Here is a 26,353-nt window from a genome sequence, read left to right on the forward strand (position 1 = left end):
ATTAGGTGTTTTTTGCGCCGCCGATAGCCTTCCCGATGGGTGGGCGGAAATAGCGCAGCCCACCCGTTCGGGTAGGTTATCGATTGAGCATGCCCTTTTGGCGCGCCGCCGTTACTGCCGCCGTTCGCGTAGAAACATTGAGCTTCGTAAAGATGTTCCGCAGATGGAACTTGATGGTGTTGTCGGACAGAGAAAGCGTACGGCCGATTTCCTTGTTGGAAAGCCCTGCGCTCAGCAGGTCCATCACCATGCGCTCGCGTCCGGTAAAGAGGGAAAAATCATCACCATTGGCGGCTTGCTGTGTGGTATCGACACCGCTCAACAGGGGCTGAAGGCGCTTGCGGGTCACGTTTGCGACGGTCGGATGGTTGGCAAGCAGGCGAAGCTCTCCAAGCCCTGCCGCGTGATCGACATACAGAAGCGCACGATAGTCGCCGAGCGGCATAGTCACGACGAGATCGGACAGACGAGCGGCCGCCACATCCGCACGCCCTTCGGCTATCAAGATCCGAATTTCGATCAGCGCAAGCTCGATCCGGCGCGGAATATGCGGACGCTGAGCCTGCCGCGTCGTCAGCTGATCGAAAACCTCGCGTGCCTTTGCGGCCTCGCCGAGCGCCAGATAGGCGCGCATCCAGAAAATGGCCGGTGTCGCCCCACGCAGATGAATGGATAGCATATTGGCGCGATCGGATCTAATCGTCTGCACGCCGAAACCGCTGGCTTCAGCATGACGGATCGCCTGATCGAGATCTCCCGACGCCATCAGAAGCATCGCCCGTTCACGATCGATCAGGCGCGTCAGGCGGTCAAAGCCACGCCGCCGGGCCACTGCGCGGATGCGGTCCATGGCCAAGTGGGCTGCCAGAAGGTCGTCGCCCATTCGCAAGGTCCGCTGCTCCGCCATGAAGCCGGCGGCAAGAAGATCGAACCAGGTGTCATGGCGCTCAAGATGCGGCAACGCCCAGCTGAGCATCTCGGCCGCGGCCTCGGTCTCGCCGCGCATCGAGAGAATTTCCGCCTTCAACACTTGACCAACGGCATCAAGATCGCTGCCGGCGGCGATATTGGTCTGCGCCTCGCTGATCAGCTCGTCATAGGCCGACAGGGCGCTCGCGCAATCGCCGGAGAAAAAGAAGGCCTGACCGATATGCGTGTAGAGATGCATGGCACCGAAATCGGCGCCGCCGTCACGAAATGCGCGAAAGGCGAGGTGACCATAATGCAGCGCCCGATCAAGCTCGCTGCGGATGAGGAAATTGTAGGAGAGCATGTTCAGCGCCAGCGCCCGATGGATGAGCTCCATGCCATCGGGCTGCTGCAAGTCGTTCTCCAATGCGGAGAGATCGGCAGCACTTGCCCAATGGTCAGTATAGAGCGCCAGAAGAATGCGCACCACACGCAGATCTTTCGCCAGGACCTCATCACCGGCCGCTGCTCGTTCGGCTATGACCAGATAGTGATTGGCAGCCGCGAGCTGAGCCGCCTTGGCATTGAAAATCGATAGTCCCAGGGTGGCTAGCGGAAAACGGCCAAGGTCGACTTCCGAGGCACGCCCGCTCAGCGCCTGAAAAAGCGTCGCGCCGCCGCGCGTGGTGGCGTAGACCCGCCGCCAGCCGCCTGCGTTTTCGACGATGCGTGCGGCAAGGTTTGCATCATCGGCCAAAAGCGCATGCTGCACGGCCCGCTCGATATCGCCCTGAACCTCGAACCACTGCGCCGCCCGATTGAGGATGCGTTTGGTATTAACGCCTCGCCGGCTGGCGGTTTGCTTCAGGAATTCGTTGAAGACCGGATGATAGCGCATCCAATTGCCGGGGCCGGCAAGCAGGGTGACGGGAAGAGCAAAATCATTGAGCCGCTCGATCAGCCCTGCCCTCTCACTACTCTCGAGGACTGCCCCAAGGAGCGAGTGGTTAAAGGCAGGCAAAGCGGCGGTCTCGATCAGGAACTGGCGAATTTGCTCCGGCAGGTGTTCAAACACCTGCTCCGAGAGGTAGACCCCCATGTCAGCGCTGCCACCGTCAAAAGACGCGAGAATGCTATCGCTTTGCTCGGACTCCGATACGAGCAGGCTCACCATCTGCAGCGCGACCGCCCAGCCCTCGGTTCGTCGATTGAAGGCGCCGACCTGCTCCTCGGTTAGATGTGTGCCGTTACCGAGGAGCAATTCGCGCGCCTCGGCATCTGAGAAGCCGAGCTCGGCGACACCGAACTGCTTGAACTCACCGCGAAGACGGAGGGCCGACAAAGGAAACCGCGGCGGACTACGGCTCACGAGCACCAGTTTCACATGATCGAGCGAAGCATCCGCGAGGATCTTCGCCATCAGCGCCTCGACGGCATCCGTCTGCGCGAAATGATAGTCGTCAAGGAAGAGAGCAAGAGGTCCGGGGATCCTGCGCAGCCGCGTTGCCAGCACGGAGAGAAGAGCTGCCGCCGGCAGGTTGCCGGCATCGCCGCCATCCTCGTCCAGTAATGTCTGCAATGCATCGATAAGAGCGAGCAGGAAGGTTTCCTGGCTGGTGTGTTCCGCATCGAGCGACACCCAGCACAAATTGACCCCGTCTTCCTTCAGCTGCTCAAACCATTGAACCGCAACAGAAGTTTTGCCGTAGCCCGCAGGCGCGACGATGGTCGTCAAACGGCGCAGCCCAGCGCGCCGGAGCTGCCGCAACAGGTCGCTTCGTTTAATGGTTTGCTGCCCGCTGGAAGGGGGAGCAAATCGATTCTGTCCACTCATGGGGCGCGATGATGCTGTCTTGGCCGGCAGTTGGCAACCCGCGAGAAAACGTTTGCAAAGCTGTCAAATCGTTATTTTTTTGCGTCTCTTACCAAGTCGCAGGCGAATGGGCTTATGTATAGTCGCAAAGATACCCGAATTCGCTTTCCAGTTCCTGAACAAGCCGAAAATTGCCGCAAAAATGCCGCGCAGAACCATCATGGAAACGCCCCATCTGCTCCTTTTCGAGCCATAAACGGTCCGTTAGGAATTTATTGACCATAATGCCAGGTAAATCGATGCCGCAGACGCGGCGCCTCTGATCTGTATGTCTGTTAGCAAGGGCGAAAGTCGTATCCGTGCATCAAGCGATCTTTTCCATTCCGGCGGCAACCCTCGCCATGAGTTTCTCGTTTGTCGCTTGCCGGGTGGCACTGGTTGCGATGCTGGTTTTCGGTGCGCTGGCGGGATCCGCCAAGGCCGCAGCCGATGATCGGGCGCTCAAGCTGTTCTTCACCCATACCGGGGAAAGAGCGACGATCGTCTTCAAGCGCGGCGGCAAATACGACCCGCGCGGTCTCGCACAGATCAACCGCTTCCTGCGCGACTGGCGCAAGAACGAGCCGACGAGGATCGATCCGGATTTGCTCGATCTGGTCTGGGAGGTCTATAGCCGCAGCGGCGCGCGCGAACCCATCCACGTTGTTTCCGCCTATCGCTCGCCATCCACCAACAGCATGCTGCGCAACCGCTCGCGCAGTTCCGGCGTCGCAAAACACAGCCAGCACACGCTCGGCAAGGCGATGGACTTCTATATTCCAGGCGTAAAGCTTGCGACCTTGCGCGCGATCGCCATGCAGATGCAGATCGGCGGCGTCGGCTTCTATCCCAACTCCGGTTCGCCCTTCGTTCATCTGGATGTCGGCCGGGTTCGCGCCTGGCCCAGAATGCAGCGCCAGGAGCTGGCGAGGCTCTTCCCAAGCGGGCGAACTCTGCACGTACCGGCCGATGGCAGGCCGCTTCCCGGCTACGAGCTGGCGCTTGCTCAATCGAAGAAACGTCCAAGCAAGATCATGGCTGTTGCCGCCGACGACGATGATGACGATGCACCTTCGCCGGCGCCATCTCCAATGGTGACGGCTTCCATACCCAAGACCGTCAGTTCGCCCCTTATGACGAGTATGCTGCCTATTCCTCAAAGCCGGGCCGTGAACGGGTTGGAAACCCAACTGGGCAAGCGCGTCGCCGAGGAGAATACCGTCCAGCCCTTCACGGATCTGACATCCTATGCCGTGCCGCTGCCGACAACGCGGCCGGTAAGCATTGCCGTAATCCCGGCAACGGCGCCCGAAAGACCCGCCCGCACTGTACTTGCAAGTCTGGTGGTCGGAAGGAGCGATGCGGGCCAGTTGCTGCTGGCGGAAGCCCTGAAGAATTCGAACGACAATGCAATGGAAAAACTGCAGCCTATGGCAAAGCTCCCCGCTTCAGCGACACAGGACGTTTCGGGCGGCGTCGGCGCCATGTCCACAGGCGCGATTGTCGCCTGGGCATTGCAGCCTCCGGGCATCGCGATGGACATGACGCTTCCAGGCTCAGTGGGTGCTCCGATCCCTCTGCAGCAGGACGCAGCCAATATTCGAGACGGGATCATCGTGACCGAGGATGATGATTTCGATGTCGAAAGGTTCGGCTTCGAAGGCTGAACCTCGGGGCGGCGTCCCTTGCCGCCATGGACATCAATGTGAGAGCGGCGTCCCCTCGAGCCGGGAGATCACGCGGGCTCCAGACAATGGTTGCCAGATATCCGATTGAATCCAGCGCTCCGCCCGCAAACAGGGCAAGCCGACATTCGTAATGCCGACGTAATCTTCCAATCCTAGAGGCTGCTCTCCTAACTGGGTTCAGCCATGCTGCTTCGTCGCTCCCTTTCCGCTCTGTTTGCCATTGGCGCCTTGGCGCTTACGGGTTGCATTTCGGCGACGATGAAGAATTATGCGGCGGTGCCTGCCCAGGTCGTGATGTTACATTACGGACCACCGGCACGCTTGCGCGATCTCGAATTCAAACAGCATATCCCGACATGGAGCAGGGTTTCGGCCAATGGCGCGCCGGCGCCGCCGAATCGTGAGGTTTCCCGGGATCGGCACGATACGGATCCCGAGCCAAAGCCAGGATATATCAAGCGCGCAAAAATGCTCCTATACCTCTTACGCTCTCGCCATTGGCGCTCCTTGCCTTCCGACCAGACCTCGTGAGCCAGATCTGGAGCATAAGTCAGCGGCCTTTGCGAAAATGACACGAATCGAAGTCGGGTAAACATCTCATGCATATTCTGCTAGTCGAGGACGAACCGGAAATGGCGTCGGTGCTGATGACAGCGTTGAAACGCCAGGATGTCGTGGTTGACCATGCCTCCAACCTGGCCGATGCCGAGGCGATGGCACGGTTCGGCACCTATGATGCCATCGTACTCGACAGACGTCTGCCTGACGGTGAAGGGCTCAGTCTGATCCCGCGCCTGCGGGCCTTGCGCATTGAGGCTCCAATAATTGCCCTTACGGCCATGAGCGATTTGCGCGACCGCATCGCCGGGCTCGACGCAGGCGCAGACGACTATTTGGGCAAACCCTTCGCGACTGAGGAACTCGTTGCCAGATTGAAGGCCCTTCTGCGGCGTCCTTACATCTTGCGGGCGGATCACACAGTTGTCGGCCGTCTTACCTATGACTTCCGCCATCGCGAGGCGCTGATCGACGATCGGCCGCTGGACCTGCCGCGCCGCGAGCGCCTGGTCCTTGAGACCCTGATCCGCCGGCCGGGCCGAACCGTGATGCGCAGCATGCTGGAGGAAGCGGTCTACGCCCTCGATGACGAGATCGGCTCCAACGCGCTCGATGCCCATATTTCGCGCCTGCGCCGCAAGCTGGACGATCTGTCCGCCGGCATCGAAATCCGCGCCATCCGCAATCTGGGCTACTTGCTGCGGGCCGTTTCATGAAGCTGGCGCGCGCCCGCTCACTGCAATGGCTTCTGGTGCGGCGGCTGATCCTGCTGCAGGCCGCCATGCTGGTCTTCTTCATCATCCTGCTGATCGTCGTGCTGTCGGTGGTGAAGCCGAGGCTCATGATCGACAACGAGGCAGCGGTAACCGCCATCGTCAGCGCGATCGATCGCGACAAGGACGGCAAGCTGGTTGTTCAGGATACCGACGAACTCAGGCAATTTCGCGCGGAGCATCCCAAGGTCTGGTACATTATTCACGACGATACGGGCCAGACGACGCGCGTGGGCATGGCGCCTGCGGATTACGATCGCGATCTCGGCAACCTCTTGAGCGTGGTCGACCACGCAAGCATCGGCTTCGCAGGCAAGCATGATGGGCGTGAAATGCGCCCCGAAGCCCTCGTCCAGAAAGTGGACACCAAGGCAGGAACCGTCCAGGTCGTCACATCTACATTTCACTCGCGATCGGACTCTGAAGGTTTCGACATCAGCATCACAGCCATGGTCGACATGGCGCGCAAGCCTGACGGCACCGCCGACTGGCCCCGGGTCCTTCCTGGCCTGCTGGCTTCGCTCGGCATCGTCCTCTTGCCGATCATCCTCGCCATGGGCGTAACCACCCTTGTTACAACGCCGGCGGTTGTGCGCCGATCGCTCACTGGCCTGATCGGCACCGCGAACCAGGCGGCCCGCATCGATTTCGATACGCGCGCCATGCAATTGCCTGTCAAAGACGTGCCCCAGGAAGTCGTCCCGTTGGTCAACGCGTTCAACCAGGCCCTCAGCCGGCTCGCCCAGGGCATCGATAGCCACAACCGCTTTCTGACGGACGCAGCGCATGAACTGCGCACGCCGATCGCCATCTTGCGCACCCGCGCCGAATTGCTGACGGAAGAACCCGAGACGCTGCGGCTGCGGCAGGACATCGAGCGCCTCTCGCACCTGGCTCAGCAGCTGCTGGATCATCAATCGCTCGATCGCCCCAGCGAGCATCGCCGGATCGTCGACCTTGCGGAATTTGCAGGTCGGGTCGCAGCCGATTTGGCTCCCCTTGCAATCGAGGCCGGCTACGATCTCGCTTTCGAACCGCCTGATGGCAAGGTCGAGGTCGAGGTCAATGCGCTGCAGATCGAGCAGCTGCTCATCAACATCGTTCGCAATGCTATCGAGCACGGCGGCGGCAAGGGCACCATCACCGTCATGGTCGACCGGGCAGGCGGCGTGGAGATCCACGACGAAGGCCCGGGAATTCCGATCGAAGAGCACAAGAACGTCTTCGAACCCTTCTACCGCGTGCACCCCCACTCTCGCGGCGCCGGCCTCGGACTCAATCTCGCCCGCCAGATCGCGCAGTTGCACGGAGGCAGCATTGCGATCCTGGACGGTCCGTGGCGGGGCGCCCGCGTCCGCATTCAGCTGCCTTTACGGCATCGCGCTGTTTGAACCGCCACGCTCACGAGCAGCGATCACAATCGTCAGGCTGCAGGGATCAGGTCCGGCGATATTCGATGTTGCGAGCAAGCCAGCACCCAAGCGCAAGACCTGATATCGCGCCGGAGGCACTGCGCCTGATCTGCACGGTCCAGTCGCCCGGCGGGGCGGCATCCATGGAGCGGCGCGTCGTGATCACCCAGAGGTCATCCGCCAGCGGATACATGCGCTCCACCGGTCCTTGGCCCAGCATGCCCTCGAAACCGACATAGGTTGCACCATCCCGTGCCTCGATTTCCAGCGTCGCCCCGATCTCGTCCGAAGCATAGGAGCCGGCAATTCCGGTTCCATCTGCCCATTTCACGGGCGCGACAGGCTTTGCGTCGACAGAGAGATTTTCTCCCGGCCGCTCCATGAGCAGCCGTTCCTCGTCTTTCCGAAGGACGATTTCGCGTGCGCGCAAGGTCCCATCCGCCACGGGCGTGCACAAGCTGGCGGCCGTCGCATAATTAAGCCTTACGCCGTCCTTTTGCTCTTCGGTGCGAAGATAGAGCCCCTGCGCTTCATCCAGCCAGAGACCGGACCAGCCTTCGGCCGGAACGGCATCCTCGCCGATGTGGCAGCCAAGAGCGGCTTCCATCAGCGACCAGGCCGCTTTCATGGCGCTTGCTTCATGATTGAAGATGACCACGACCGACAGCCGCTCGGAGGCAATATGCATTCGGTAGGAACAGAAGCCGCGCAAGCCGCCGCCGTGCGCGGTGATATCGTAGCCGGCGAGCGGCTCGCGACGAATCCCATAGCCGTAGGAGGCAGGCTTGCCGTCGGCGAAGGAGACGGGAACGCTGATGCGACCATAGAGGCTCTTCGGATCATTGCGCGTCGCGTCGATATGGCGCTCCCATGCAAGCATGTCGTCGAGCGAAGCGGAGATACCGGCATCTCCGAACCAGAAGATGCCGCTCTTGGCGGGCAGGAAGCCAACGCTATCATTGCCCTCATAGCCGATGACGCCATCCAGTCTCTCACGCGTGTCGGGCGCAAGGACTGCGCCGGTCATGCCAGCCGGACCGAAGATGCGCTCGCGCAGCAACTCGCCGAAATCGCGACCGCTCGCGCGACGGATCAGCTCTGCCAGCAGGCGGAAATTTCCGTTGCTGTAGGAGTAATTCATGCCCGGCGCGAAATGTCCCGATCGTGCCTGCGAGAGCAGGCGCAAGCCATCCTCCTCGGTGAATTCTGCCTCAGGCACCGCTCCTTGCAGCACGGTCAAGGCCCAATAGTCACGCAGGCCGGACTGATTGTGGCAGAGATCGGCCACCCTCGGCAACGGACCTTGGAAATTCGGCAGAAGCTCCGGCAACAGCGGATCGAGCGCCTCCGGACCGTCGAACATATCCAGCAGCAATGCGCAGGTCATATGTTTCGAGATCGAGCAAATCGGCAGGCGGCTTGCCGTGGTCATCGGCAGGCGGCGCTCCATATCGGCAAATCCCCAGGCGCGGCGGGCGATGACTTCGCCATCCTTCACCACGCCCACAACACCGGCCGGGCCGCGATAGCGATCCGGCAGCACGTTCAGCGCCTGCTGCAGCGCTGCATGATCAATCTTCGTCATGGCTTATCCCTGAAAGCAGAGCCGCGTGCCGGGTGCAGCCATCGCCAGAAACTCCTGGAGGTCCTCAAGCGTCAGTGCGGCACAACCGGCGGTCGGGCCGTAGCCTTCGCTGGCGACATGCAGAAAAATGGCGCTTCCGCCGCCCGGAACGATCGGATCGTCGTTTTGACCCAGCACGACAACGATGTCGTAGAGATCGTCCTTGCGCCACATCTCTTCGTGGCTGGCGGCAAAGGGCAAGCGCACCGGACGATTGTAGTCGGGGTGGTCGGCGGCATCGCACCAGCCGTCCTGCGGATCGATGGCGGCGGTTTCGAATACCGAGATGGGAGCCGTCTTCAGCTTGTCGGCGCGATAGAGCACCCGGCGGATCGGCCAGCAGCCTATCGGGCTCACATTATCACCCTCGGTCTTCTCTGCCTGGATGCCGCTCTTGCCCACCGCCGCGCGCCAGACCTTATCGCCGTAGCTCGCCTGCCAGCCTTCGCCGGCGCGTTTCACGATCAGATCCAAGTCCATCTCCTTCAAGCCTCTAACGGAAAATGACAGGCGACCATCCGGCCGTCCCGCTGCTGTGGGGCAGGGTCTTCTACCCGACAAATGTCCTTGGCAAAAGGACAGCGTGTGTGAAAGCGACAGCCCGAAGGCAGATTCATCGGGCTTGGAATTTCGCCCTTCAATATGAGCTTTTCCCGGCCGCGCTGGCGCGGGTCGGCAAGCGGCACCGCCGAGATCAGAAACATCGTATAGGGATGCAGAGGCTTGGCGAAGATTTCCTCCGTCCGTCCGACCTCCACCAGACGACCGAGAAACATCACGCCCACGCGGTCGGCAAATTGCCGCACGACGCTCAGATCGTGCGTGATGAAGAAATAGGTCAGACCCAACTCTTCCTGAAGATCCGAGAGCAGGTTCAGCACCTGCGCCTGGATCGAAACGTCGAGCGCCGAAACGGACTCGTCGCACACTACGAAATCCGGACTGTTGGCAAGGGCGCGGGCAATGCCGATGCGCTGGCGTTGCCCGCCGGAAAACTGATGCGGATAGTTGCGCAGATACTGCCGCCGCAGGCCCACCATGTCGAGAAGCTCGGCGCAGCGTTCGCGGATTGCCTCGGCGGAACCATAGCCATGGGTGCGCAGCGGCTCGCTCAGGATTTCCTCGATGCGCATACGCGGGTTGAGAGAGGCGTAAGGGTCCTGGAACACGATCTGCAGCTTCTTGCGCAGGCTGCGCATGCCGCTCTCGTCGAGCTCGGTCAATTCCTGCCCGCGATAGCGGATCGTGCCGGAGGTCGCCTCGATCAGGCGTAGCATCACCCGGCCGAGCGTACTCTTGCCGCAACCGGATTCGCCGACGAGAGCGAAAGTCTCCCGCTCGTATATGTCGAGAGAGACGCCGTCGACGGCACGCACCGAACGGGAGCCGTTACCGAAGAATCCACCACCTACCGGATAGTGCTTATTGAGATCACGAGCTGAAAGTACGATGTCGCTCACGTTGACGCTCCTTGCCCGCTCGTTTCCTGTTCTGCGTGCAGCCAACAGCGCGCGACATGCCCCTGCTTCACGCCTTCAAGCACAGGCGGCTGCTGACAGATCGCCATGGTGTCGCCGCAGCGCGGGCCGAAACGACAGCCTGGCGGCAATTTGGCGAGGTTGGGCACCATGCCCGGAATGCTGGGCATCCGTTTGGTGATCCGCGCGGCACCTGCCTTGGGGATGGAGGCCAGAAGCCCGCGCGTGTAGGGATGAGAAGGACGCTCGAACAGATCGAAGACATCGGCCTGTTCGACGATCTGCCCGGCATACATGACATTCACCTCGTCGCACATTTCGGCGATGATGCCGAGATCGTGCGTAATCATGATAATCGCCGTGCCGACCCGGTCGCGCAGATCCAGCATCAGCTTCAGGATCTGCGACTGCGTCGTCACATCGAGAGCCGTCGTCGGCTCGTCGGCGATCAGCAGCTTCGGCTCGCAGATCAGCCCCATGGCGATCATGGCACGCTGGCGAAGCCCTCCCGAAAGCTCGTGAGGATAGGCATCCAGCCGCGCCTTCGGCTCGGGAATACCCACCAGTTCGAACATCTCCAGAACTCGGTCGCGGATCTCTCTGCGCTTGAGTCCGTGATGGATCGCCAGCGGCTCGCCCACCTGATCCCAGATCTTGCGAACCGGATTGAGCGACGTCATCGGCTCCTGAAACACCATTGAGATTTCGCTGCCCCGGATACGGCGCATTCCGTCCGGCGTCAGCGTCGCAAGATCGGTGCCGTCGAGCTTGATGCTTTTTGCGCTGACATGTCCTTGCGGCTTGGGCACCAGCCCCATCAGGGAGAGCGCGGTCATGCTCTTGCCGGAACCGGATTCTCCCACGAGCCCAACGATGCGTCCCCGCCCCACATCGAAGGAGATATCGTCGAGCACACGGACATTGCCGCGGTCACCACGGAATTCGGTGCGCAGTTCACGCACGCTGAGCACAGTATCGGATGCGGATGCCATCGATTCAGTCCTTCATGGAGGGATCGAGCGCGTCGCGCAGCCCGTCGCCGATAAAGTTGAAGGCAAGCACGGTCAGCAGGATCGCCACCCCGGGCGAGATCGCCACGAGCGGCGCCTGAAACAGATATTCCTTGCCCTTGGCGACCAGCAGACCCCAGCTTGCCTCCGGCGGCTGCACGCCGACGCCCAGAAAGCTGAGGCTCGATTCCCACATGATCGCTTCCGGGATCGACAGGGAAAACAGCACGATCAGGGTCGGAATCACGTTCGGAAAGATATGACGGAACATAATGGTCGCACGGCCGGTGCCGCCCGCCCGCGCCGCTTCGATAAATTCCTTCTGCTTCAGGGCCAGCGTCTGCGCACGCACGACGCGCGCCACTCCGGCCCAGCCCACCAGCGCCAGGGCGAGGAAGATGTTGAGCAGATTGGCGCCGAGCGTATACATCACCACCATCGCCAGCAGCAGCGAGGGAAAGGCGATCATCATATCGGCAAGCCGCATCACCACGAAATCCGTGCGATTGCCGAAATAGCCGCTGAGGATGCCGAGCACCGTGCCGATGATCAGCGAGATCAAGCTTGGCACGATACCGACCACAAGCGAAATGCGCGCGCCGTAGAGAATGCGCGTCAGCACATCCCGGCCGAAATTGTCGGTTCCGAGCCAATAGGTCGTGGAAGCCGGCAACAATTGCTCGTTCAGCGCCACGCGATAGGGATCGTGAGGGCTGATCCATGGTGCGAAGATTGTCAGCAGAACCAGCAGCAGGACGAAGGCTAGTCCGGCCATGGCCATGCGGTTCTTGCGGAAGGCGCGCAGGCTGTCGCCAAGGAAGCTCGATTCCTCGATGGTTTCGGGAGCGTTCTCCCCAGTGATGACTTCAGCAGGGAGGCTCATCAGGCGTCCTTCTTCATCTCGGAGCGAATACGGGGATCCAGGACGGAATAGAGAATGTCAGCGATCAGATTTCCAAGGATCACCAATGCGGTCGCAAACAACACCGAACCCTGCAGCAGCGGCATATCACGCGACTGGATTGCGTTAACGGAGATACGGCCGACACCGGGGATGCCGAAGATCGCTTCGGTGATGACAGCGCCCGACAACAGCGTCGCCACCTGAATTGCCATGATCGTCACCACGGGGATCAGTGCATTCTTCAGCGCGTGGCGCGAGATGACTCGAAGCTCGCGCAGACCCTTGGCGCGGGCGGTGCGGATATAATCGTGGCGCATGACTTCGAGAAGACTCGAGCGCGTAAGACGGGCGATGACGCCAGCCGAACTCCAGCCGAGCACGATGGCCGGCAGGATCAGATATTTCCAGCCGTAGAAGCCGGAAACGGGCAGCCATTTCAGCTTCAGGGCAAAGATATACTGAAGAAGCAGCGCCGACCAGAAGATCGGCATCGAGACGCCAAGAAGGGAAACCCCCATGAAGAAATGATCGAGCAGACTGTCGCGCCGTACTGCAGAGAGAATGCCCGCCGGAATGCCGATGATCCACGAGACGACGGCAGCACAGGCCGCCAGCAGTAAGGTGGCGGGAAATGCGGTGAGGATCAGGGTCGTCACGCTGCGATTGAGCTTGATCGACGTGCCGAGATCGCCATGCAGCGCGTCCCAAAGGAACCGCAGGTAGCGCGTGAGCAGCGGATCGTCGAGATGCATCTGCGCACGTATCCGCGCGATCACATCGGCACTGGCGTGTTCCTTCATCATCAGTGCCACCGGATCGCCCGGCACCACGTTCAACATGACGAAGAGAATAGCGGTGATCCCGATGAGCACCGGAATCGAAACGAGAATGCGTCGGATCGCAAACATCAGCATCGGCGAAGGGTTCTTTCAGCGGCGCCCGCGCGAAAGGGCGAATGGACGGTAGCAGGGGACGCGAGCGCAACCGCACGCGCCCCACCGCATAATTCCAAAGCCCGAAGTGCTTTCAGACGTGGAATTATGTGGCCGGCATGACGTGTATGGCCTGGTCTTATTCGACCTCGACCTTGTAGTAGCTCATGTCGCTCCAACCGTTCCACGGAACGACGAAGTTCTTCACGCGCTTCTGCACGACGAAGCTGTGATCCAGGCTGAAGAGCGGCACCCAGGCCGCATCCTTGCCGACGATTTGCGCAGTCAGATCCTGATAGAGCTTGCAGCGGGCAGCCGGGTCCGTCAGGCTACGCGCCTTTTCGACAGACGCGAATACTTCGGGATCGTTGTTGTTGTAGGCGCGGACCTTGCTGCCGCTCTCCGAGAAGAACGTGTAGAAGAAGTTGTCCGGATCGTTGAAATCGGCCGACCAGACCTGGGTATAGGCGTCCGAATCGCCCACCTTGCGGGCGGCAAGCCAGGCGGCTTCGTCTGTGGTGACGATGTTGGCCTTGAATCCGGCTTCTGCCACTTGCGCCTGAATGATCTGGTTCATGTCTGACCATTTGGGCGACCAGCTCGACACCTGCTGCAGGTTGATGTCGACGCCGTTCGGATAACCGGCCTCGGCAAGCAGCTCCTTCGCCTTTGCTGGGTTGTGCTCAATCGGGGCGGCGGCCGCATAACAGGTCAACCCGCGCGGCATGACGCCGTCTTCGAGCTTACCCTTGCCGTAGAAGTTCTTGTCGAGGATGGCCTGACGGTCGATCGACATCTGGAAAGCGCGGCGCACGCGCGGATCGTCGAACGGCTTCTTCTTCTGGTTGATATTGTAGTAATAGAGCCCAACGCGCGGGCCTGAGCGGATGAGAGACTTCCACTGGTCGCTTCCGTAGAAATAAGGCGTCTGCGTCGGAGCGTAGTCGAGATCGAACACATCGATTTCATCGGACTCGAACAGCATCCGAAGCGTCTCGGAATCGGAAACGACGCGGATGAGCAGTTTGTCGAGCTTCGGCCGGCCGCGGAAGTAGTTGTCGTTGGCTTCGAGCGTCTGGCTGTCGTTCAGCGTATAGTCACGCAGAATGAACGGGCCGGTGCCATTGGTGGTTTCCGGCGTCAGACCGAACTTGTCGCCAGCAGCCTCGGTGAAGGCGCGGTTGTAAATCGAAGCCTGCGGACTTGCGAGCAGTGCGAGGAAGGCAGCATAGGGCTGGCTGAGCTGGATCTGGACGGTGTACTTGTCCACCGCTTTCAGGCCGGAAACGCTGTTGGCCTTGCCGTCGAGCCGGTCCTTCGAACCAGCGACGAAGGTGAGGATATCGGTTCCGAGCGCCTTGGTTGCCGGATTGAGCATCCGGTCGAAGGTATAGACCACATCATCGGCGGTCAGTTCGGCGCCGTTGTGAAACTTCACACCCTGTCGCAGGTGGAAAGTGTAGGCGAGACCATCGCTGGAAACTTCCCATTTCTCGGCAAGGCCAGGCACCAAGGCGGACTCGCCGGGCTTGGTGGTTTCAGCTTCGATCAGGCGATCGAAGATGTTGAGCGGAAGCGTATAATCATCCGACGTCATCTGGCCGTCGGCGGTCTTCGGGTCTTCCGTGTAGGAGACGCGCAGCATGTTCTCGGCAAGAACCGGCGAGACCAGGGTTAGGCCGACCAGGCTGGTCGCCAGCAGCAATTTCATTTTGTTATTCACATTTCACCTCTTGGCGGTTTTTCGGTTTCCCGGTAGCGACCGCTCTTACGGCCCCTACACCAACGACTTGTTTTCAGTCTCGCGGGGCCTGTCGCACAATCCCGCGATTAATACTACCATTTAGCGGCTGGGATTTTCGCCCGCCAGCCATGATCCGGCCTGTTCCAGTTCCAGGGCATCGGCAATGTTCGTCCTGCGGCGAATGACACGGAACTGTCCGCCATCGACCAGGACTTCGGCAACGAGATCGCGTGAATTGTAGGTCGACGACATTGCGGCGCCGTAGGCCCCAGCATTGTCGAAAACAACGAGATCGCCAGCGACGATTGTGCCCAATCCCTGATATTTTCCGAAATCGTCCGAGCTTTCGCAGATCGGACCGACGATCCGGCAGACATCGTCCCTTTCGACCGCGCGTGGTGCCTCAACGGTCAGCACAGGATGCGTCGCACCATAGAGAGCTGGACGCATCAGATCATTCATCGCCGCGTCGATCACGGCGATCGGTATGCCGGCGCTCTCCTTCAGGTAGAGGACTTCGCTGACGAGGATACCAGTGCGCCCCGCCAGCCAGCGGCCCGGCTCCACATTCAGCGCGCAACCCAGATCGCCGACGGTCTCTGCGATGATCGAGGCGTATTCCACAAGATCGGGGCCGGCATGCGCGTCATCACCGATCCCCAATCCCCCGCCCAGATCCAATCTCTCGACGGAAAGCCCCGCCGCACGTAGCTCCCGCACCAGATCGGCAAGCGCCGCCCAGGCGTCGCGGAAGGGAGAAAGGTCGAGAATCTGCGAGCCGATATGCACCGCAAGGCCAACCATGTTCAGCTCGGGCCGCATAGAGGCTTCCGCGTAAATTGCCGGAACCTCGCCAATGGCAATGCCGAACTTGCTGTCCTTCTTCGCGGTCGTAATCTTGGCGTGGGTGCGCGCATCCACGTCCGGATTGACGCGCAGGGCAACCGGCGCGCGGATACCCGTTTCGCGAGCCACCTCCGCTACGATTTCCAGCTCGGCAGGGCTCTCGACATTGAGCTGGTGCAATCCTGCTTCCAGGGCGGCGCGGATTTCGGCTCGTGTCTTGCCGACACCGGAAAAGATGATGCGTTCCGGCGGCGTTCCGGCGGCCAGCGCACGCGCCATCTCCCCGCCCGAAACGATATCCATGCCGGCCCCAAGGCGCGCAAGCTCCGCCAGCACATTGATGTTGCTGCTGGCCTTGACGGCGAAGCAGATGGAGACATCAGACGCCGCGATTGCCGATTTCAAAATCGCGTAATTCTGCCGCAACGCGCCTGCGGAATAACAATAGAAGGGCGTGCCGATGGCATCGGCGATGCGATCGAGCGACACGTCTTCTGCGTGCAGCCGGCCATCGCTTCTGCGAGCGAGCCAACGGCTCGGAGTTTCGGCTTTGTTTGTTTGGGAAGGGGCAATCGTATCGGTCATGATGTGCATTCAATGTTGCGGTCGCGCGAAGATTCCAGATTGTTACATGATTATGAAATGCTTCTTCTGCCATTTTTATTCATTTTTGATATAAGCAATTGGGGGAGGATTTGATTTGAAACTCAATCAGCGACAGATCGACGTATTCAATGCTGTCATGGTCAACAAAAGCGTCACGGCCGCCGCGGTGCGGCTGGGGAGCTCGCAACCGACGCTCAGCCGCGAGATTCGCGAGATCGAGCAGCGTCTCGGTTTCGAGCTTTTCCAGCGCTTCGGCAAGCGACTGACCCCGACCGAGCAGGCGGTACTTCTGCATGAGGTGGTGCTGCGCTCCTTCGTCGGGATGGACGAGATCAACCGCGCGGCAACCGCCATCCGCACCCGCAGCGCCGCCAATTTCCGCATCGCCACTATCCCCGCTTATGCAGAATCAATCATCCCGCGGGCAATTCAGTGTCTGCTGCGGGCGCGTCCGCCCATGCATTTCTCGATTCATTCGCATGAGGAGCCGTCGCTGCGTCACGAAATGACGACCCAGGTCTTCGATCTCGGTTTGACGGAAAGCCTCACCGAACGCGAGGGAACGGCCAGCGAAACCATCGCTGCGGGCGATATGGTTTGCGTCTTGCCTCAGGGACATCGTCTGGCTGGCCAAAGAGAACTGACGCCGATGGATTTTACCGGCCAGCCCTTCATCTATTTCGGCCAAAACGATCCCTATCGTCACAAGCTCGACCAAGTGTTTCAGTCGGCGGGCGTCACCCGCGATTATGCCGCAGAAACGACGACGGCAACGAGCGTCTGCGCCATGGTGGCGGTCGGCGTCGGTATTTCGGTGATCAATCCGTTGACTGCGGCAAGCCATACGGGCCGCAACGTGGTGTTTCGGCGGCTCTCGGTCTCTGTGCCTTATCTTCTCTCGGTCTGGCGGCCTGCTCGCAGCACGCGTACGGCTCAAGCCAAGAAATTCGTCACGGCGCTGCGCGATGTCGCGGCCGATATGTCGGCCAGTCTTCAGCAATCCCTGGATGCATAGGATCGGGCGGCCCAAATAGAAAAGGGCCGGAGCGAAAGCCCCGACCCTTGTCCGGCTTATGATTGCGCCGCAACTTAGTTGTTGAGGGCACCGCCGACGATAGCACCAAGCGCGAAGGCCGCCGCAGGATACCACATGCCGTCGCCATGACGACGATAGCCGGGCCGCCGATCGCGATAGCCGCGATAGCCATGATAGTAACCGGGCCGATCGGCGCCACGATGAGGCCCCCATCCAGGTCTGCCAGCTCCGCGCGGCGGCGGTACGTCCCGGCGATAATCGCCGTGGCGGTCGTGATGACGGCGAGGCCATTCCTGTGCATTGGCAAGCGGTGCCGCAAGCGTTGCAGCGGCAACGATGGCAATGAAAATCTTCTTCATCAGAGGCTTCCTCATTATTAACAAGTGAACCTTAGTAACCATAAGGTGAATGAAAGGTAAAATTTCCCTCCCAGATACGGGGTTGCCTGCAGGCTATAAGGTAGAATGCACCCAGCCCACCGCGCGCCGCTTGAACGGCCACAACGCAACTCAGTCCGGCGAATTCCGCGATCAGGGGCCTACTGGCCCGGGTCAGTCGTTTCGAGCAACTGCCGGATCTCTAGCCGCCAGAAGCCTCGCCATGGCGCTCAACAGATCGGTCTGCGAGATCAGCCCGAGCACCCGCCGATCGGTATCCACGACGATGACGGCGTGCGTACGCCCATCGGTCAGAACAGGCAGGAGCGACAGAGCAGGATCGGCCGCATCGGCAGTCTCAGGCTTTGACAGCGCCCGCTCGATGCTGCCGATGCCTTCCGACAGCTCACGCAGGCCGATCGTCCCGATCAGCCGCCCTTCCCGATCTTTGACCGGCAGCGTGCGGATATTGTGCTTCAACAGAAGATATCGGGCATGATCCGGCTCTGCATTCTCAGCGATAGCGATCACATCGCGCGACATGATGTCGGCGCAACTGATATCACCGTGTGACCGCACAGCCGCCTGCAGCTCAACCTGATGCAAAAGCCTGCTAAGGTCCGCGCGGTCGATATCGAAAGTCTCGTCAAATGCCTCCAAGGCGGAATCGACGTCTTCTTCGCGAAAGCCCACGCGCAAAGGTGGTGGCAGATCGCGTGTCTGATGAGTATTTTCCACGGGCCTCGCCGCGACATGCGGATAGTTGCGCTTCGAAAGCTTGTGGAACACCAGCCCGAGACCAACGAGAAGACAGGAGTTCAAGGCAACCGGCACGAAGGGAAACAGGAAGCCCCAACCCGCAACAACCGGACCGCCGAGAACCGCAGTCAGCGCCGCCGCGCCACCCGGCGGATGAAGACACCGCGTGAGCGACATGGCGGCGATCGCCAGCGAGACGCCAACCCCGATGGCAATCACCGGGTCATGAATGAGATAGGCTGCAAAGATACCCATCATGGCGGAGATCGTATTCCCGCCGATGATCGACCATGGCTGGGCAAGCGGACTTGCCGGAACGGCGAAAAGCAGCACGGCGGACGCACCCATCGGTGCGACGATGAGCGGAAGATGCGGCCCCTGCCCGAAAAAATAACCGCTGATGACGCCGGTAAGGCCGATGCCGATCAGCGCGCCGAGACACGCCATCAACCGTTCGCGGAGCGTCGCACCGGCGAGGATCGGGGAAAACAGGCGAAACCGGCTGGTTCTCGCCTTCTGGGGGCCTGGACGCTGCATGATGAAACCAGTCTTGAAGAGATATGGCGGGAATGAATGACGAAACTAGGCTAATGCGCCACCCGTCGGGCGACGCTGGCCTTGGCGGTGACGAGAACTTCGCGAAACGCATCGAATGCGTTCGGACGGTCCCGTCGGCGAGAAATGAGCATGGTGTCGACGGTGGCCAGCTGATACGTCTGCGAAATCATCGGCCAGTGCATCAGATCGAGGACCGACTTCGGCATGACGCCCGCGGCATTGCCGGCGGCCACACTCGCCAGAATGGCGTGATAGGAGCCGAGTTCGGCCGTCTTCAGCACGCTCGATTTGCCTGCCCAGCTTTCGGCAATCCTGCGGTAGGTACAACCGGGTTCCAAGGCGGCAATCGCCTCGATCCTCAGATCCGCGGCCGAACGGATCTGAGGATGGCCGAATGGCAGGACAAGCAGCAGATCTTCCACGAAGATCGGCTCGGTTTCAAGTTGCTCGAGTTCGGCTTCGAAGCCTTCGTCTTCACCCAACATCGCGTCAGGTGGCCGGGCGATCAGCGCACAGTCCAGTACACCGCCCAGAACATCCCTGGTCAGATCCCGGGACGCACCGAGAGTGAGCTGGAGCGACACATCCGGCCACATCTGCTTGAACTGGTTGAGCGCCGCCGGCAGCCGGCTTGCTGCCGTACTTTCCATTGTTCCCAAACGCAGAACACCCGATGGGCGCAGAGACCTGACGGCTTGACGCGCCTCAAGTGCAAGCGCTGCAAGCTGATTGGCATAGGTCAGAAACGTCTCGCCCTCCTGCGTCAAGGTCATCTTCTTGCCATCACGGCTGAAGAGCGGGACGCCGAGGTTTTCCTCCAGCAGCTGAATTCGCGTCGTCACATTCGACGGTACGCGGCCAAGCACCTTCGCAGCCTTTGTCACACTACGGTCACTCGCGACTGCAAGGAAGATTTCGATCGATGAAAGGTCCAACGGAAAAGTCTCGAATTGCGAATTATATTGACATATCGTTCCCTATATAAAAATCATTATCGTAGCTCAAGCCTATTTCGGCGTGACGGCAGGAGCGACCTCGATGTCGCAATAACCCGCGCGCGCCATCATCTCTTTCCTCGAAAAGACGTGAGGGCACCGGCCGTCGCTGGGCGCGCCCAACCCTCCACGAAACCTCCACGGATCATCGATAGGATTGCAACACGCTAGGTGTCTTATCGACATCAGCGCTTCGTCCCGCGGTGTGCCCGACGAGCGTACACATGCGAGACCGCAGGAGCGGCGAGTGACGCTCCTTGCCGGACATTCAACGGGATACTTCGATGCCGATAAAAAGCATAGCCCAACGTCCTGCGGCTCGACCGCTGCCGTCGTTGTTTTGCCAATACAGGTCCGAAGCTATCCAATTCGAGCCGAAAAGGACGCCCGAATGTTCAGATTTCTGATGCTGGCGCTACTGGCCGTGATGCTGTTGACCGCGCTCCTGTTGCTGGGCGCGACGGCGGCGCTGACCGGAGGCTGGATTCGACTGGCAGTTCCCGCGACCATCCTTGCCGCGACCGTGGTCGCGGTGGGATTCGCGCTAGGCGAACAGCCTTGAGAGAGACGCACGCCACAAGACGAGCAGACGCCGTTCCTAACGGCGGCGTCTGCTCACGGGCACAATGACCAGCGTATTTCGAAGGAGCCGGATGGATCTCGCTCCTTCAAAGCCTCTTGCCACAGAACGAATTTGCAGCCACTCTACAACCACCGGCAATCATCAAGAAAGCTGTTCACCTTCATCGATCCTGTGCAGAATCTCCACGAAATCCACACAGAAAGAGGCTATGCGTTCAGCCGCAGGAGGTCGCCATGTGGTTTCGGGCCTCGCTGGAGCATGACGATTTGTAAGGACTATTATCATATTGTCTCCAGAGCAATCACGGCTTTTGGAGCGGGCGGGCTGATCTCCGGGCCGAAACGCGGGGCTTGTGGCGCTCCGCGCATGAAGGTAAGCGATCTTCGATGATCGAGAGGGACGTCGCCTAACATGAAACGCCAGTCCAGGACCCAAAAGGCACTCCTTGCGATCGCGCTGACGATGGCGTCTATCCTGTTCGCCTACCCGGCCGCAGCGGGATATGTCCCGACCAACGTCGTGCTTCGCTCGGGACCGAGCGCGCAGGTTCCGGCCGTGGGGATGGTGTTGGCCGGTTCCCGCGTTCATCTTTACGGTTGCGAAAAAGGATACAAGTGGTGTGATGTCAGGGTCGCGGGTCGGCGGGGCTGGATGTCGGCTCACTATGTCAGCATCGCCTATCGTGACTCGATGGTACTGCTGCCAACCTACGTCCAGATGACGCAGAAACCGGATATCGCTGTTGTACCCTTCAACATCGATAGCTATTGGTCGAACAATTACTCAGATTTCTATTTCTATGACGAAATCGGCACTTGGCGTAACGTCGACTGGGGTCGCGATGAATAACGTCGGAAACTTAAGCCGCTTTCTGCCTTGCCCTTCCGGGCAAGGTCGCAGCCGTTGAACGCATGGAGCCAACAGTGGTGCGAAGACAACAACGTACCCATGTTCGCGCCGACGGCTGCGAGATGGATTGTCCAGTGATGACGCTATGACGAATAAAGCAAATAGTATCGAGTGCCGCTCGCGCGAAATGGGTCACATGAACAACACTGCCTGTTCGATCATCCGACGGACGCCCCGAAGGATGCTCCTGTCGGTGGCATGTCTGACCCTTGCTCTGTCAGCCTGCCAATCAACGGATCTCGCGCAAGGGGTAACGGCTCCGCCTTTGCCCAAGGCTTACGATGGGGCGCCTTATCGGACCGCAACGGCAAAGGCGAACACCCTGGCATGGTGGGACGGCTTCCATGACAGAACGCTGTCGTCGCTTGTGTCGCGCGCCGAGAACATGAACCTGACGGTCGCCATAGCGCATCAGAGCCTCACGGCCGCCAGAGCGCTCGCCAATTCCGCAACGGCAGGCTATCAGCTGGATACGTCCATGTCCGGGATGGCCAATGCCGCGACGGGCTCGCGGATCAAGGACGATTTCACCCGCCGGCCCGTCCAGCTCAATCTGGATGCCAGCTGGGAAATCCCTCTTTTCGGCCAGGACAAGCAGGCGCAGAAGATGTCCGATCTCACCGTCGCGATGGCGAGCGAAGATGTTGCTGCAGCCAAGGTGGCCGTCACCACCGAGATCGCCAGCAATTATGTGCATCTGCGCGCACTTCAGAAACGTCGGTTCGATACCGCAGAGCTGGTCGGCCTGCTGGAGAACAACGCCAAGATTGCCGGCGTGAAGGAGCAGGCAGGGCTCGCGACCTCGGTCGAAAACGAACCCATGAGGGCAGGCCTCGACACTGCGAAATCGACTTTGCTGCTGCTCGACAGCGAGATCGCCAATACACGCCAGCAGATCGCCACGCTCTTGGGAACCTCCACTCCCGATCCCGCATTGATGAGATACGAACCGCAGCCGGTGGCAGCGGCCGGCATGGCCGAGGGACGCCCGGCCGATCTGTTGCGAGCGCGCCCCGACGTGCTGCGCGCCGAATATGCAGTCGGGCAGGCCGCCGCGCAGGTTGGCCTTGCCAAGGCCGATCTCTATCCGAAACTGCGGCTGAATGGCACGATCGGGATCGGAACCCCTGTATCCAACTCTATTCTGGGAGCATTCGCGGGGCCGTCCATCCAATTGCCCATTTTCGACTACGGTCGGCGCAAGGATGTTGTCGCAGCTCGCGAAGCCGAGTTCCAGCAGTCCATCCTCGTCTACAGGCAAGCGGTGCTCTCCGCCTATGAGGAGGCCTCACGGGCGTTGCACGAGCTCAATGCGGCCCGGGCGCGAACGGCTCTTTTACGCTCGCGGCTGCAGCGCGTATCGAAACTGAAGACCAGCACCGACATTCTCGTGCGGGAGGGGCTTGCCGAGAAATCGAAGTCTATTGCCGGCGCGATCGATCTTCTCGATCTGCGCGCGGCGCTGACCGAGAGTATCGAAAACGAGGCTCGAGCCACGATCGCCTTTTACAAAGCGACGCGCGGCATGCAACCAGCTACCCCCGGTGACGATGCGAAGCGTCCTACCAAGATGGAAGGACGCAAATAACCATGGCAGTGGCGATCGCACGTAAGACGCTCCTTTACGAATGGCGGCGATTTCTGCCGGCCGTCGCGGCGGTCGCGTTTTCCGGCCTGCTGATGACGGCGCAGGGCGCGCTGCTGCTCGGCATCGTCAGTGCGAATTCGCTCTACGTCACCCAGTCGGACGCCGACTATTGGCTCGGCTTTCCCGGCACTCAAAGTGTCGAGCTGGGGCGTACCGTACCCGCCAGCGTGCTGACGAACCTCTATGCGGAGCCTGCCATATCCCATATCGAGCCATTTCTTTTGGGCTCAGGGGATTGGCGCGGCATTCACGGCGGCGGCGGTGTCAGCGTTACGGTCGTCGGCATCGACGTGCAGTCCGATAGCATCGGGCTGGCACGGGTCGTGCCGGCCAAACTGCGCAATCGCCTTCGCGAGCCGGCGGCGGTCGTGGTCGACACGGCCGACAGCGACAAGCTTTCGATCGGACCGGGCGGTCTCGCCGAGGTGAGTGGCCGCACGGTGCATGTCGTCGGCTTTATCGATGGCCTGCGCGGTCTCGGCGGCGTCAACGTCGTCGGCTCGCTTGATACTGCACGCATCCTCGATCAGTCCTTGCCGGCCGATGGTGGCGCGACCTATTTCCTGTTCAATGTCGCCAAGGAAAACCAACAAGCACGCGTTCTGAGCCACCTCAATCAACGCGCCCCGATCGAGCGTTTCGAAATCTGGCCCGCGAAAAAGCTCGCGGATATGTCGACCAGCTATATGCTCTTCGATTCCGGTGCCGGCATCGCTTTCGTCTTCGCAACGCTGATTGCCGCCACCATCGGCGCACTCATTACCAGCCAGACCCTGATGGCCGCCGTTGCGGGCACGATCCCGCAATATGCCACGCTTCGCGCGCTGGGCGTGCCCTTCAGCGGACTGCGGAAAATCGTGATAGAACAAGCCGCCTGGGTCGGGTTCTCGGGACTGATCATCAATGGCGTGCTGAGCGTCGCCATTGGTTTTATCGCGATGATCTATAAGGTGCCGTTCGAACTTGACAGCGCCGTCATCGCATCGGCATCGCTCGTCGTGCTCGTGGTTGCTATCTTGGCCTGCCTTCTGGCGGTACACCGGCTGCGCCAGGCCGATCCCGCGACCTTGTTGAGGTGATGTGATGCGACCCGCCATATCAGCCTCGAACCTTTATAAGTCGTTCACCGTGCAGGGCATGCGAACGAACGCGCTCGTCGATATGTCCGTCGATATCTACAGCGGTGAATTCACTGTGCTGAGTGGTCCTTCCGGATGCGGAAAGAGCACGCTTCTGGCGACACTCGGCGGCATGACGGAACCGGATAGCGGCAGCATCCGGGCCGGCGATACGGTGCTCTCCTCCTCGAGCGACAATGAGCGGGATGCCTTTCGCCTGCATAATTGCGGCTTCATCTTCCAGGGCTTCAATCTCTTTCCCGCCCTCACGGCTCTTGAGCAGGTGCAAGTGCCGCTCGATTATCTGAAGGTGCCGGAAGAAGAAGCCCGCCTCAAAGCACGCGATGCGCTCGAGCGCGTTGGACTGCTCGAGCGTCAGCATTTGCGGCCGTCACATCTATCCGGTGGCGAAAAGCAGCGTGTTGCGATAGCAAGGGCAATCGTCAAGGATCCGGCCATCCTGTTTGCCGACGAGCCGACGAGTGCTCTGGATAGTACCAATGGACTGAGGATCGTCGAGATCCTGCAAGAGACGGCGAGGCAATTGGGAACGGCTGTTCTGTGCGTTTCCCACGATACCCGTCTCTTTTCGAAGGCAGACCGCGTCCTCAAGATGGAGGACGGACGGCTGCTGTCTGACCAGCGACTCGTTTCCGGGCGCGGCATCGATACACGAGAGGACTGGCATGGATAAGTTCAAGCGTTCCCACCGCGTTTTCGCGACCGCAATATTGGGCACATCCGTGACCCTAGGTGTCCTTTGGATGACCGTCGGCATGCCAAGGGCCGGCGAAAGTGCCGAGGCTGCCGAGGCCGCATCGCCGGCAATTGCGGCGGCGGCACGCGGAACGGTCGACGTTGAAGGCGGACTTTATCGCATAACCGCGGTGCGCGACGGCGTTGTCGCCTCGGTTGAGGCAGCCGAAGGCGCCTATGTCCGCAAGGGCGATGTGCTTGCCGTCCTCGATAGCCAGCAGGAGGAAGCCTCGGTGCGTATCGCCGAATCGGAGCTTTCCCAGGCGGAAGACCGCTACAAGCTTCTTCAACTCAAAACGAAGAATCTCGGGAAAACGCTTGAGAGGATGCAGCGCGCCGCAGCCGGCAAGGCCGTTTCCGATCAGGCGCTGAGCGATGCGCGGGACGCTTACGAAACGCAGACGATCGAAACCAATTCCGCCTCATCGGCTTTATCGGTTGCGCGCGAGCGGCTCGAAATCGCCAAGCGGGAGGTCAACGTAAGGTCGATGAAGGCGCCTGCGGACGGTGTCATCGTCCGCCAGGCGGTCAAGGCCGGAGAAGCTGTTTCCGTTCAGGCAATGACCGAGATGTTCGTCCTGCTGCCGGACGGACCGAAGATCGTGCGCGCAGACATTCCAGAAGAGTATCTTGGTTCCGTCGGCCCGGGTATGTCCGTCGAAATTGCCGCTGAAGGGCGGACGACCCAGTCGATTTCGGGCAAGATCACGCGAATTTCCAAGGTGCTGTCGCGTCCGAAATCGGCAGAGAATTCCGGCGAGCGAAGCGATGTGAGAGCGGCGAACTGCATCATCACCATCGCCCGCGACGCGCCGCTTGCAATCGGCCAACGCGTCGTTGTCCGCGTGCTTAAATAAAAATCCCATAGGACACGCAAAGCGCGTCCGCTAACGGGTTCATGAGCGCCTCTGTTCCAGGAGAGGCGCTCCGGAGCGTCTTTAACAAGCAACACACCGGCTCCCGATCTTTACACGGACCCGGAGCATTCGCTTGTCCGGCCGTTCCCCTCGCCCACCTTTTCTCCAATTGCTGATCGCTTGCCGCCCCGAAAGAGGGGCGATCATATTCGCTCGTCAGGCGCAAACCCGGCTGTTGAAAGGGCCTGGCGGCACCGAGACGTCTCGGATTCTTCGTCTCATTCTATGAGGCCTTTCTATCTCCGATATCCCATTCATCCCTCGTCCCCAGGCACAAACTTAGCCGGCTGGACTTCATCGCCGATTCCTTCTTGACAAGGCTACGCTTCCTAATAATGTAAATAGTATGAATAATAGCATT

General features: G+C 60.4%; 22 protein-coding genes. 10 read left to right on the plus strand and 12 right to left on the minus strand.

Features of this window, described 5'->3' with window-relative positions:
• Window positions 1–76: 76 nt before the first annotated feature.
• Window positions 77–2,644 (minus strand): LuxR C-terminal-related transcriptional regulator, encoded by a 2,568-nt coding sequence (locus tag ACIQJ2_RS03090; RefSeq protein ID WP_400665818.1) that lies wholly within the window; start codon window positions 2,642–2,644, stop codon window positions 77–79.
• A 479-nt stretch (window positions 2,645–3,123) separates the two neighbouring features.
• Between ACIQJ2_RS03090 and ACIQJ2_RS03095 the strand changes: the two genes are divergently transcribed.
• The 3 genes from ACIQJ2_RS03095 (at window position 3,124) to ACIQJ2_RS03105 (ending at window position 7,171) form a co-directional block, all read left to right on the plus strand.
• The gene (locus ACIQJ2_RS03095; RefSeq protein WP_400665816.1) at window positions 3,124–4,428 is read left to right on the plus strand and encodes a DUF882 domain-containing protein; all 1,305 of its coding nucleotides are present in this window, start codon (window positions 3,124–3,126) and stop codon (window positions 4,426–4,428) included.
• A 620-nt stretch (window positions 4,429–5,048) separates the two neighbouring features.
• Window positions 5,049–5,723, plus strand: a complete 675-nt coding sequence (locus tag ACIQJ2_RS03100; RefSeq protein ID WP_400665814.1) for a response regulator transcription factor — start codon at window positions 5,049–5,051, stop codon at window positions 5,721–5,723.
• Window positions 5,720–7,171 carry a sensor histidine kinase gene (locus ACIQJ2_RS03105; protein WP_400665812.1) on the plus strand — a complete coding sequence of 484 codons (1,452 nt, stop codon included), beginning with the start codon at window positions 5,720–5,722 and terminating at the stop codon, window positions 7,169–7,171. Before ACIQJ2_RS03100 ends, ACIQJ2_RS03105 begins: the two co-directional genes overlap by 4 nt.
• 46 nt (window positions 7,172–7,217) lie before the next feature.
• On the opposite strand, the gene ACIQJ2_RS03110 is transcribed toward ACIQJ2_RS03105, so the two are convergent.
• The 8 genes from ACIQJ2_RS03110 to lysA form a co-directional block, all read right to left on the minus strand.
• Window positions 7,218–8,777 carry a D-aminopeptidase gene (locus tag ACIQJ2_RS03110; protein ID WP_400665810.1) on the minus strand — a complete coding sequence of 520 codons (1,560 nt, stop codon included), beginning with the start codon at window positions 8,775–8,777 and terminating at the stop codon, window positions 7,218–7,220.
• 3 nt (window positions 8,778–8,780) lie between these two features.
• Window positions 8,781–9,290, minus strand: coding sequence for a L,D-transpeptidase (locus ACIQJ2_RS03115; RefSeq protein ID WP_400746435.1), 510 nt, complete (start codon window positions 9,288–9,290; stop codon window positions 8,781–8,783).
• An 11-nt stretch (window positions 9,291–9,301) separates the two neighbouring features.
• Window positions 9,302–10,276: an ABC transporter ATP-binding protein gene (locus tag ACIQJ2_RS03120; protein WP_400665806.1), complete on the minus strand. Its 975-nt coding sequence runs from the start codon at window positions 10,274–10,276 to the stop codon at window positions 9,302–9,304.
• Window positions 10,273–11,286: an ABC transporter ATP-binding protein gene (locus ACIQJ2_RS03125; protein WP_400665804.1), complete on the minus strand. Its 1,014-nt coding sequence runs from the start codon at window positions 11,284–11,286 to the stop codon at window positions 10,273–10,275. Before ACIQJ2_RS03125 ends, ACIQJ2_RS03120 begins: the two co-directional genes overlap by 4 nt.
• Before the next feature lie 4 nt (window positions 11,287–11,290).
• A complete protein-coding gene (locus ACIQJ2_RS03130; RefSeq protein WP_400665802.1) occupies window positions 11,291–12,187 on the minus strand; it encodes an ABC transporter permease in 897 nt (298 codons plus the stop codon).
• On the minus strand, window positions 12,187–13,122 hold the full coding sequence (locus ACIQJ2_RS03135; RefSeq protein ID WP_400665800.1) for an ABC transporter permease: 936 nt from the start codon (window positions 13,120–13,122) through the stop codon (window positions 12,187–12,189). Before ACIQJ2_RS03135 ends, ACIQJ2_RS03130 begins: the two co-directional genes overlap by 1 nt.
• 157 nt (window positions 13,123–13,279) lie before the next feature.
• On the minus strand, window positions 13,280–14,851 hold the full coding sequence (locus ACIQJ2_RS03140; RefSeq protein WP_400665798.1) for an ABC transporter substrate-binding protein: 1,572 nt from the start codon (window positions 14,849–14,851) through the stop codon (window positions 13,280–13,282).
• A 132-nt stretch (window positions 14,852–14,983) separates the two neighbouring features.
• Window positions 14,984–16,315 carry a diaminopimelate decarboxylase gene (gene lysA / locus ACIQJ2_RS03145; RefSeq protein WP_400665796.1) on the minus strand — a complete coding sequence of 444 codons (1,332 nt, stop codon included), beginning with the start codon at window positions 16,313–16,315 and terminating at the stop codon, window positions 14,984–14,986.
• 115 nt (window positions 16,316–16,430) lie between these two features.
• On the opposite strand from lysA, the gene ACIQJ2_RS03150 reads away from it, so the two are divergent.
• Window positions 16,431–17,351, plus strand: a complete 921-nt coding sequence (locus ACIQJ2_RS03150; RefSeq protein WP_199151395.1) for a LysR family transcriptional regulator — start codon at window positions 16,431–16,433, stop codon at window positions 17,349–17,351.
• Between the two features lie 74 nt (window positions 17,352–17,425).
• Here ACIQJ2_RS03150 and ACIQJ2_RS03155 read toward each other — a convergent pair whose 3' ends face one another.
• The 3 genes from ACIQJ2_RS03155 to ACIQJ2_RS03165 all read right to left on the minus strand — a co-directional run bounded on the left by ACIQJ2_RS03155 (window position 17,426) and on the right by ACIQJ2_RS03165 (window position 20,001).
• On the minus strand, window positions 17,426–17,731 hold the full coding sequence (locus ACIQJ2_RS03155) for a hypothetical protein (RefSeq protein ID WP_246762483.1): 306 nt from the start codon (window positions 17,729–17,731) through the stop codon (window positions 17,426–17,428).
• A gap of 192 nt (window positions 17,732–17,923) precedes the next feature.
• Window positions 17,924–19,045 carry an HPP family protein gene (locus ACIQJ2_RS03160; RefSeq protein WP_400665794.1) on the minus strand — a complete coding sequence of 374 codons (1,122 nt, stop codon included), beginning with the start codon at window positions 19,043–19,045 and terminating at the stop codon, window positions 17,924–17,926.
• 50 nt (window positions 19,046–19,095) lie between these two features.
• A complete protein-coding gene (locus ACIQJ2_RS03165) occupies window positions 19,096–20,001 on the minus strand; it encodes a LysR family transcriptional regulator (protein WP_400665792.1) in 906 nt (301 codons plus the stop codon).
• Window positions 20,002–20,452: 451 nt separating this feature from the next.
• On the opposite strand from ACIQJ2_RS03165, the gene ACIQJ2_RS03170 reads away from it, so the two are divergent.
• From ACIQJ2_RS03170 to ACIQJ2_RS03195, 6 genes are all read left to right on the plus strand, one after another.
• Complete coding sequence (locus ACIQJ2_RS03170) at window positions 20,453–20,623, plus strand: hypothetical protein (protein WP_199151392.1); 171 nt, start codon at window positions 20,453–20,455, stop codon at window positions 20,621–20,623.
• A 432-nt stretch (window positions 20,624–21,055) separates the two neighbouring features.
• Window positions 21,056–21,493, plus strand: a complete 438-nt coding sequence (locus tag ACIQJ2_RS03175) for an SH3 domain-containing protein (protein WP_400665789.1) — start codon at window positions 21,056–21,058, stop codon at window positions 21,491–21,493.
• 253 nt (window positions 21,494–21,746) lie between these two features.
• Entirely contained in the window at window positions 21,747–23,141 is a 1,395-nt protein-coding gene (locus tag ACIQJ2_RS03180; RefSeq protein WP_400665787.1) for a TolC family protein, read from the plus strand.
• A 2-nt stretch (window positions 23,142–23,143) separates the two neighbouring features.
• Complete coding sequence (locus tag ACIQJ2_RS03185; RefSeq protein ID WP_199149305.1) at window positions 23,144–24,280, plus strand: FtsX-like permease family protein; 1,137 nt, start codon at window positions 23,144–23,146, stop codon at window positions 24,278–24,280.
• Window positions 24,281–24,284: 4 nt separating this feature from the next.
• Window positions 24,285–25,013, plus strand: coding sequence for an ABC transporter ATP-binding protein (locus ACIQJ2_RS03190; protein WP_400665785.1), 729 nt, complete (start codon window positions 24,285–24,287; stop codon window positions 25,011–25,013).
• On the plus strand, window positions 25,006–25,932 hold the full coding sequence (locus tag ACIQJ2_RS03195; protein ID WP_199149303.1) for an HlyD family efflux transporter periplasmic adaptor subunit: 927 nt from the start codon (window positions 25,006–25,008) through the stop codon (window positions 25,930–25,932). Before ACIQJ2_RS03190 ends, ACIQJ2_RS03195 begins: the two co-directional genes overlap by 8 nt.
• Window positions 25,933–26,353 lie beyond the last annotated feature (421 nt).

The sequence above is a fragment of the Rhizobium sp. NPDC092011 genome, from assembly GCF_044756305.1.
Classification (GTDB): Bacteria; Pseudomonadota; Alphaproteobacteria; order Rhizobiales; family Rhizobiaceae; genus Rhizobium.

Bases quoted from the DNA above. Each gene is read 5' to 3' on its own strand.
- ACIQJ2_RS03095 (WP_400665816.1), top strand. From the start codon at position 3,124: ATGAGTTTCTCGTTTGTCGCTTGCCGGGTGGCACTGGTTGCGATGCTG.
- ACIQJ2_RS03100 (WP_400665814.1), top strand. From the start codon at position 5,049: ATGCATATTCTGCTAGTCGAGGACGAACCGGAAATGGCGTCGGTGCTG.
- ACIQJ2_RS03105 (WP_400665812.1), top strand. From the start codon at position 5,720: ATGAAGCTGGCGCGCGCCCGCTCACTGCAATGGCTTCTGGTGCGGCGG.
- ACIQJ2_RS03110 (WP_400665810.1), bottom strand. From the start codon at position 8,777: ATGACGAAGATTGATCATGCAGCGCTGCAGCAGGCGCTGAACGTGCTG.
- ACIQJ2_RS03125 (WP_400665804.1), bottom strand. From the start codon at position 11,286: ATGGCATCCGCATCCGATACTGTGCTCAGCGTGCGTGAACTGCGCACC.
- ACIQJ2_RS03130 (WP_400665802.1), bottom strand. From the start codon at position 12,187: ATGAGCCTCCCTGCTGAAGTCATCACTGGGGAGAACGCTCCCGAAACC.
- ACIQJ2_RS03135 (WP_400665800.1), bottom strand. From the start codon at position 13,122: ATGCTGATGTTTGCGATCCGACGCATTCTCGTTTCGATTCCGGTGCTC.
- ACIQJ2_RS03140 (WP_400665798.1), bottom strand. From the start codon at position 14,851: ATGAAATTGCTGCTGGCGACCAGCCTGGTCGGCCTAACCCTGGTCTCG.
- lysA (WP_400665796.1), bottom strand. From the start codon at position 16,315: ATGACCGATACGATTGCCCCTTCCCAAACAAACAAAGCCGAAACTCCG.
- ACIQJ2_RS03155 (WP_246762483.1), bottom strand. From the start codon at position 17,731: ATGAAGAAGATTTTCATTGCCATCGTTGCCGCTGCAACGCTTGCGGCA.
- ACIQJ2_RS03160 (WP_400665794.1), bottom strand. From the start codon at position 19,045: ATGCAGCGTCCAGGCCCCCAGAAGGCGAGAACCAGCCGGTTTCGCCTG.
- ACIQJ2_RS03170 (WP_199151392.1), top strand. From the start codon at position 20,453: ATGTTCAGATTTCTGATGCTGGCGCTACTGGCCGTGATGCTGTTGACC.
- ACIQJ2_RS03175 (WP_400665789.1), top strand. From the start codon at position 21,056: ATGAAACGCCAGTCCAGGACCCAAAAGGCACTCCTTGCGATCGCGCTG.
- ACIQJ2_RS03185 (WP_199149305.1), top strand. From the start codon at position 23,144: ATGGCAGTGGCGATCGCACGTAAGACGCTCCTTTACGAATGGCGGCGA.
- ACIQJ2_RS03190 (WP_400665785.1), top strand. From the start codon at position 24,285: ATGCGACCCGCCATATCAGCCTCGAACCTTTATAAGTCGTTCACCGTG.
- ACIQJ2_RS03195 (WP_199149303.1), top strand. From the start codon at position 25,006: ATGGATAAGTTCAAGCGTTCCCACCGCGTTTTCGCGACCGCAATATTG.